This is a genomic window from Microbacterium sp. KNMS (assembly GCF_053851835.1).
The window spans coordinates 1-6,175 of record NZ_JBSQBP010000046.1 but is presented as its reverse complement, the minus strand read 5'-3'; the positions used below and the strand labels follow the sequence as shown (position 1 = coordinate 6,175).

General features: G+C 72.1%; 7 protein-coding genes. 6 read left to right on the top strand and 1 reads right to left on the bottom strand.

Annotated elements, in window-relative coordinates:
- Nucleotides 1-98: 98 nt before the first annotated feature.
- The 5 genes from ACWXWW_RS17710 to galE all read left to right on the top strand — a co-directional run bounded on the left by ACWXWW_RS17710 (nucleotide 99) and on the right by galE (nucleotide 4,948).
- On the top strand, nucleotides 99-1,127 hold the full coding sequence (locus tag ACWXWW_RS17710) for a glycerate kinase (RefSeq protein WP_455971299.1): 1,029 nt from the start codon (nucleotides 99-101) through the stop codon (nucleotides 1,125-1,127).
- Between the two features lie 26 nt (nucleotides 1,128-1,153).
- Nucleotides 1,154-2,548, top strand: coding sequence for an allantoinase AllB (gene allB / locus ACWXWW_RS17705; protein ID WP_455971297.1), 1,395 nt, complete (start codon nucleotides 1,154-1,156; stop codon nucleotides 2,546-2,548).
- A 42-nt stretch (nucleotides 2,549-2,590) separates the two neighbouring features.
- Complete coding sequence (locus tag ACWXWW_RS17700) at nucleotides 2,591-3,043, top strand: NUDIX hydrolase (protein ID WP_455971295.1); 453 nt, start codon at nucleotides 2,591-2,593, stop codon at nucleotides 3,041-3,043.
- Between the two features lie 180 nt (nucleotides 3,044-3,223).
- A complete protein-coding gene (locus ACWXWW_RS17695) occupies nucleotides 3,224-3,886 on the top strand; it encodes a thymidine kinase (protein WP_324014208.1) in 663 nt (220 codons plus the stop codon).
- Between the two features lie 42 nt (nucleotides 3,887-3,928).
- A complete protein-coding gene (galE, locus tag ACWXWW_RS17690) occupies nucleotides 3,929-4,948 on the top strand; it encodes a UDP-glucose 4-epimerase GalE (protein WP_271173929.1) in 1,020 nt (339 codons plus the stop codon).
- A 62-nt stretch (nucleotides 4,949-5,010) separates the two neighbouring features.
- Here galE and ACWXWW_RS17685 read toward each other — a convergent pair whose 3' ends face one another.
- Entirely contained in the window at nucleotides 5,011-5,778 is a 768-nt protein-coding gene (locus ACWXWW_RS17685; RefSeq protein ID WP_455971293.1) for an HAD-IIB family hydrolase, read from the bottom strand.
- Between the two features lie 156 nt (nucleotides 5,779-5,934).
- Here ACWXWW_RS17685 and ACWXWW_RS17680 point away from each other — a divergent pair, with 156 nt between their 5' ends.
- Nucleotides 5,935-6,087, top strand: coding sequence for a hypothetical protein (locus ACWXWW_RS17680; RefSeq protein WP_271173927.1), 153 nt, complete (start codon nucleotides 5,935-5,937; stop codon nucleotides 6,085-6,087).
- Nucleotides 6,088-6,175: the final 88 nt, after the last annotated feature.

Sequence of the window (6,175 nt, the reverse complement as noted above, 5' to 3'; positions counted from 1 at the left end):
CCCCCCCCCCCCCCCCCCCCCCCCCCCCCCCCCCCCCCCCCCCCCCCCCCCCCCCCCCCCCCCCCCCCCCCCCCCCCGACGAGCTCCCCGACGCGGAGATCGACCTCGCGCCTGTCGCCGACGGCGGCGAGGGCACGGTCGACGCGGCGGTCGCCAACGGGTTCGCCCGGCACGGGGCGGTCGCGTCCGGGCCCCTCGGCGAGCCGGTCGCGGCGACGTGGGCGCAGCGCGACGACCTCGCCGTCATCGAGATGGCGACGGCCTCGGGCCTCGAGCTCGTGCCCGAAGCCGAGCGCGACGCGCTGAGGGCGTCGTCGCGCGGCACGGGCGACCTGATCCGGGCCGCCCTCGGCCGCGGTGCACGCCGGCTCGTGCTCGCGGTCGGGGGATCGGCCTCCACCGACGGGGGAGCGGGCATGCTCGCGGCCCTCGGTGCGCGCCTCCTCGACGAGGAGGGGCGCGACGTGCCGGATGGCGGTGCAGCGCTCGCGCGCGTCCGTCGCGTCGACCTGTCGGGGCGCGATCCCCGGCTCGTCGGCGCGGAGGTCGTCCTCGCGAGCGATGTCGACCATCCGCTGCTCGGGGCGCGCGGTGCGGCGCGCGTCTTCGGGCCCCAGAAGGGAGCATCGCCCGCCGACGTCGAGACCCTCGACGCCGCGCTCGCGGTGTTCGCCGACGCCCTTGAGGCCGCATCGGGCGTCGCTGCCCGCGACCTGCCCGGTGCGGGCGCGGCCGGCGGCGTCGGCTTCGGCGCTCTCGCGGCGCTGGGCGCTCGACGCCGTGCGGGCGTCGACGTCGTGCTCGACCTCACCCGTCTCGCCGACCGTCTGCGGGGGGCGGACCTCGTCGTGACGGGTGAGGGCTCGCTCGACGAGCAGAGCCTCGGGGGGAAGACGCCGCTGGGCGTCGCGCGCACGGCGGCGGCCGCGGGGGTGCCCGCCGTCGCCGTGTGCGGCCGGACGCTCCTCGGCGAGGAGCGCTGGCGGGAGGCGGGGTTCGCCGCGTGCTACGCCACGAGCGACCGCGCCGTCGACGCGGCGGCGAGCATCCGCGACGCCGCCATCCACCTGCGCGCGATCGGCCGCGACATCGCCGCGCAGCATCTCGCGGCCGTTCCGCGAAACTGATGAGAGACCATTCGAAAGGAGCGACGATGTCGTCGCAGACCGAACACAGTGCAGACTCGACAGCCGCCTCGACGCTTCCCCGCGAGCGCTACGACCTCGTGATCCGGGGCGAGCGGGTGCTCACGACCTCGGGCGTGCGCCCGCGCGAGGTGGGCGTGCGGGATGGCCGGATCGTGGCGCTCCAGCCGCTCGGGAACGCGCTCGAGGGCGACGAGGTCGTCGAGCTGGCAGCGGGGGAGACCCTCATCCCGGGCCTCGTCGACACCCACGTGCACGTCAACGAACCCGGCCGGACCGAATGGGAAGGCTTCGCGTCCGCGACCCGCGCGGCGGCCGCCGGCGGCGTGACGACGATCATCGACATGCCGCTCAACAGCATCCCGCCGACGATCGACGTGCCGGCCCTCGAGGAGAAGCGCGCCGTCGCGCGCGACCAGGTGCACATCGACGTGGGCTTCTGGGGCGGCGCCGTGCCCGGCAGCACGTCGTCCCTGCGCGACCTGCACGACGACGGCGTCTTCGGGTTCAAGTGCTTCCTGCTGCACTCGGGCGTCGACGAGTTCCCGCCGCTGGACGCCGACGAGATGGAGCACGACATGCGCGAGCTCGCATCGTTCGACTCCGTCATGCTCGTGCACGCCGAGGACTCGCGCGCCATCGACCGCGCGCCCTCGCCCGAGGGCGACGACTACGCGAAGTTCCTCGCCTCGCGCCCCCGCGGCGCCGAGAACATCGCGATCGCCGAGGTCATCGAGCGCGCCCGCTGGACCGGGGCGCGTGCGCACATCCTGCACCTGTCGTCGTCCGACGCGCTGCCGATGATCCGCTCGGCGAAGCGCGACGGCGTGCGGCTCACGGTCGAGACCTGCCCGCACTACCTGACCCTCACCGCCGAGGAGATCCCGACGGGCGGCACGCAGTACAAGTGCTGCCCGCCGATCCGCGAGGCCGGCAACCGCGAGCTGCTCTGGGAGGGCCTGCAGGACGGCACGATCGACTTCATCGTCTCGGACCACTCCCCGTCGACGCTCGACCTGAAGGACCTCGAGAACGGCGATTTCGCGGTGGCATGGGGTGGCGTCTCCTCGCTGCAGCTGGGGCTGTCGCTCGTCTGGACCGAGGCGCGTCACCGCGGCATCGACTTCGAGACCGTGGTGTCGTGGATGAGCGACCGGCCGGCGCAGTTCGCGGGGCTCACCGGCAAGGGCCGCATCGCGCCCGGCTACGACGCCGACTTCGCGGTGTTCGCCGACGACGACGCGTACGTCGTCGACGTCGCGAAGCTCCACCACAAGAACCCGATCACGCCGTACGCGGGTCGCGCGCTCTCGGGTCTCGTGCGCCGCACGTACCTGCGCGGTCAGGTCGTCGACGGCAGCACCCCGCGGGGCCAGCTCCTCCGCCGCGGCATGATCGACTGACGCACGGCCGCCGGATGGCGGCTGCGGCTAACATGGCTCGACGTGCCCGTGAACCCCGCAGCCGCCATCCGACCCTCCTCGGCGACGGCGTCGTCCGCCCCGCGGATCACCGTCGCCGCGATCGCCTTCCTACGAGCGGATGGCGCGGTGCTGACCGTGCGCAAGCGCGGCACGCGCGCGTTCATGCTGCCGGGCGGGAAGCCGGAGGCGGGGGAGAGCGCGGTCGACACGGCCATCCGCGAGGTGCGCGAGGAGCTCGGGCTGGAGATCGCGCCCGCCGACCTGCGCCTGCTGGGCACCTTCGCGACCCGTGCGGCCAATGAGGCCGATCACGCGCTGCTCGCGACCGTGTTCACCACCAGGACTCCGGTCGAGCCGGTCGTGCAGGCCGAGATCGACGAGCTCCGGTGGGTCGTCCCGGTCGAGGCGGTCGACGATCCGTCGCAGGCGCCGCTCAACCGCGAGCACGTGTTCGCCCGCCTCGCCGTGCTCTGACCGCCCACCTCCTTCGTGAGACTAGCGTCGGGCGTCGAGACTGGCGTTCCCCGCACTGGTCTCGGCGACGGGCGCTGGTCTGGATGGCGGCAGCCCGCCGCGCGGGGCGGCAGCCCGCCGAACAGGGCGCCGGCAGCCCGCCGAGCGAGGCTCTGACCGCCCGCCGACTACACTCGTCCGGTGGCCAAACTCTACTTCCGCTACGGGGCGATGAACTCGGGCAAGTCCACCGCCCTCCTCCAGGCCGCGTACAACTACGAGGAGCGCGGGCAGGCCGTCCTCCTCGCCAAGCCCGCGATCGACACGAAGGGCGCCGACCAGATCGAGTCGCGCCTCGGCGTCACCCGCACGGTCGACTTCCTCATCGATGCGGATGACGATGCCGGCGAGCTCTTCGCGCGTCACCGCGAGCACGTCCGCCGCGAGGCGACCCGCGCCCTGTTCGCAGGAGACCGTCCGCGCGACGTCGCGTGCCTGCTCATCGACGAGGCGCAGTTCCTCACGCCCGCGCAGGTCGACCAGGTGTTCCGCATCGCGGTGCTCGAGGACATCCCGGTGATGGCGTACGGCATCCGCACCGACTTCCGCACCCAGGCGTTCCCTGGCTCGCGGCGACTCCTCGAGATCGCCCACGCCCTCGAGGAGCTGAAGACGATCTGCCGCTGCGGCCGGAAGGCGCTCTTCAACGGCCGCAAGGTCGCAGGACGGTTCGTTTTCGACGGGGACCAGGTGGCCATCGACGCCGAGGGTGCCGCCGTGCGCGACGAGCACTTCGTGACCTACGAGTCGCTGTGCGGCGTCTGCTACCTCGAGGAGTCCGGCGGCGTGCTCACGCCTGCATGATGCATGTTGACGTCAACATGGCCGGAGCCGTAGCCTGAGGGCATGCGAGTACTCCTTGCCGGCGGAGCCGGATACATCGGTGCGCACACTGCGGTGGCGCTCGTCGAAGCCGGCCACGAGGTCGTGCTGCTCGACAACCTCGACAACACGAGCGACGTCGTCGCCTCGCGCATCGAGCAGATCACGGGGACGCCCGTGGCGCTCGTCGTGGGCGACGCGGCCGACGACGAGGTCGTGGGGGCGGCGTTCGCCGAGCACGGGCCGTTCGAGGCGATCATCCACTTCGCCGCGCACAAGGCGGTCGGCGAGTCGACCCAGAAGCCGCTCGAGTACTACGCGAACAACCTCGACTCGACGTTCGCGCTGCTCCGCGTGGGGCTCGCCAACGGCATCCGCTCGTTCGTCTTCTCCTCCACGGGGACCGTCTACTCGAACCCGGCCGACCTGCCGTTCCGCGAGACGGGCACGCGCGACCTCGTCGAGCTCTCGAACCCGTACTCGAAGAGCAAGCTCATCAACGAGGTCATCCTCGCCGACGTGCAGAAGGTGAACCCCGAGCTCAACGTCACGCTGCTGCGCTACTTCAACCCGGTCGGCGCGCACGAGTCCGGTCTCATCGGCGAGGACCCGCAGGGCATCCCCAACAACCTCATGCCGTTCGTCGCACGCGTGGCCGTCGGCTCGCTGCCCGAGATCAACGTCTTCGGCGACGACTACGACACCCCGGATGGCACGGGCCTGCGCGACTACATCCACGTCGTCGACCTCGCCGAGGGGCACGTCGCGGCGCTCGAGAAGGCGCAGCCCGGGCTCGCGAGCTACAACCTCGGCACCGGCCGCCCCGTGAGCGTGCTCGAGCTCATCGCATCGTTCGAGAAGGCCGTCGGCCGCGAGCTGCCCAAGGTGATCGCGCCGCGACGCCCGGGCGACATGGCCGCGACGTACTGCGACCCGGCGAAGGCCGAGTCGGAGCTCGGATGGAAGGCGCGCTTCGGCATCGACGACATGACGTCGAGCGTCTGGAACTGGCAGCAGAAGAACCCGCGCGGCTACGCCAGCTGACGCGCCAGACGACGAAACGGCCTCCGGATGATCCGGAGGCCGTTTCGTCGTATGGCGGGCGCTCAGACGCGCACGGGGAGTGCCGGGATGAGCTCCTCGAGCTTCTCGACGGTGTCCTCCCAGCCCGTCACCGAGACGCACGCGACGCCCATCGCGAGGACGGGGTAGTCGTTGCCGTCGGCGTCGAGCCGGTCGCCGTAGAAGAGCATGTCGTCGAGGTCGATGCCGGTCTCCTCGGCGAGCTGGCGCATGCCGTAGGCCTTGTCGATGCCCTTGCGGGTGATGTCGACCGAGGTCGAGCCGCCCGAGCGCACCTCGAGGTCGGGCACGCGCGCGGCGACGGCGTCGCGCAGCGCGGACTTCTTCTCGCTCGTCGGGTCCCACGCCTTCTTCGCGTCGACGGGCGCCTCCTGGCCGAGGGCCGAGAACGTGATCTGCGAGCCGCGGTCTTCGAGGATCGGGCCCCAGGTCTGCGTCTCCCAGAAGCCGAGGCGCTTGGCCTCCTCCTCGACCGCGGCGAGGGCGCGGCGCTTCTCGTCGTCGGTGAGCTCGCGCGCGTACACCGCCGAGAAGTCGTCGCCCGTGTGACGGAAGTACTGGGTGCCGCACGTCGGCAGGAGGTGGATGTGCGAGAGCGCCTCGGGAGCCCCGGGGAGGCGGTCGACGACCTGCATGCGGAACTGCTGGATCTGCCCGCCCGAGATGATCGCGACCTCGACGCGCTCCGCGAGCGCGATGAGCAGCTCGCCGATCCGCGGCTCGATGGGCGACTTCGAGGGAGCGAGGGTGTCGTCGAGGTCGAAGGCGACGAGGCGGGGCGTGGCAGGCATGTCTCTCCGGATGTCGGATGGGGCACGAACCGGACAAGCCTACGCGACACGCCCTGAGAACGCGGGGAAGGATGGTCCCCGTCGACCCGCGTAATGAAACGGCCGCTCGCGCGTCTCATGAGCAGGGGAGGGATCCGCGGACGGAAGGGGAGAGGCATGAGTGCCGATGAGATGGCCCACATCGCGTCGATCGTCGCGCTCGCCGCGTCGGCCGCCGGGGGTCTGCTCGTGCTGATCAGCGCCTTCGTCGTCGGCCGCACGCGCCGGCGCACGGCGGTGCCGCGGCGCCCGGGCGGTCGGCGCGCCTGACGCGTCACCCGAGGGTTATAGGCCAAAAGGAGTGGATGGGTTCTCGATCTAGCCGCGGAATCTCGCGGTAGAACGGGGATCGCTATGG

Excerpts from the sequence above, each read along its gene's own strand:
- allB (WP_455971297.1), top strand. The coding sequence starts at position 1,154 with ATGTCGTCGCAGACCGAACACAGTGCAGACTCGACAGCCGCCTCGACG.
- galE (WP_271173929.1), top strand. The coding sequence starts at position 3,929 with ATGCGAGTACTCCTTGCCGGCGGAGCCGGATACATCGGTGCGCACACT.
- ACWXWW_RS17685 (WP_455971293.1), bottom strand. The coding sequence starts at position 5,778 with ATGCCTGCCACGCCCCGCCTCGTCGCCTTCGACCTCGACGACACCCTC.
- ACWXWW_RS17680 (WP_271173927.1), top strand. The coding sequence starts at position 5,935 with ATGAGTGCCGATGAGATGGCCCACATCGCGTCGATCGTCGCGCTCGCC.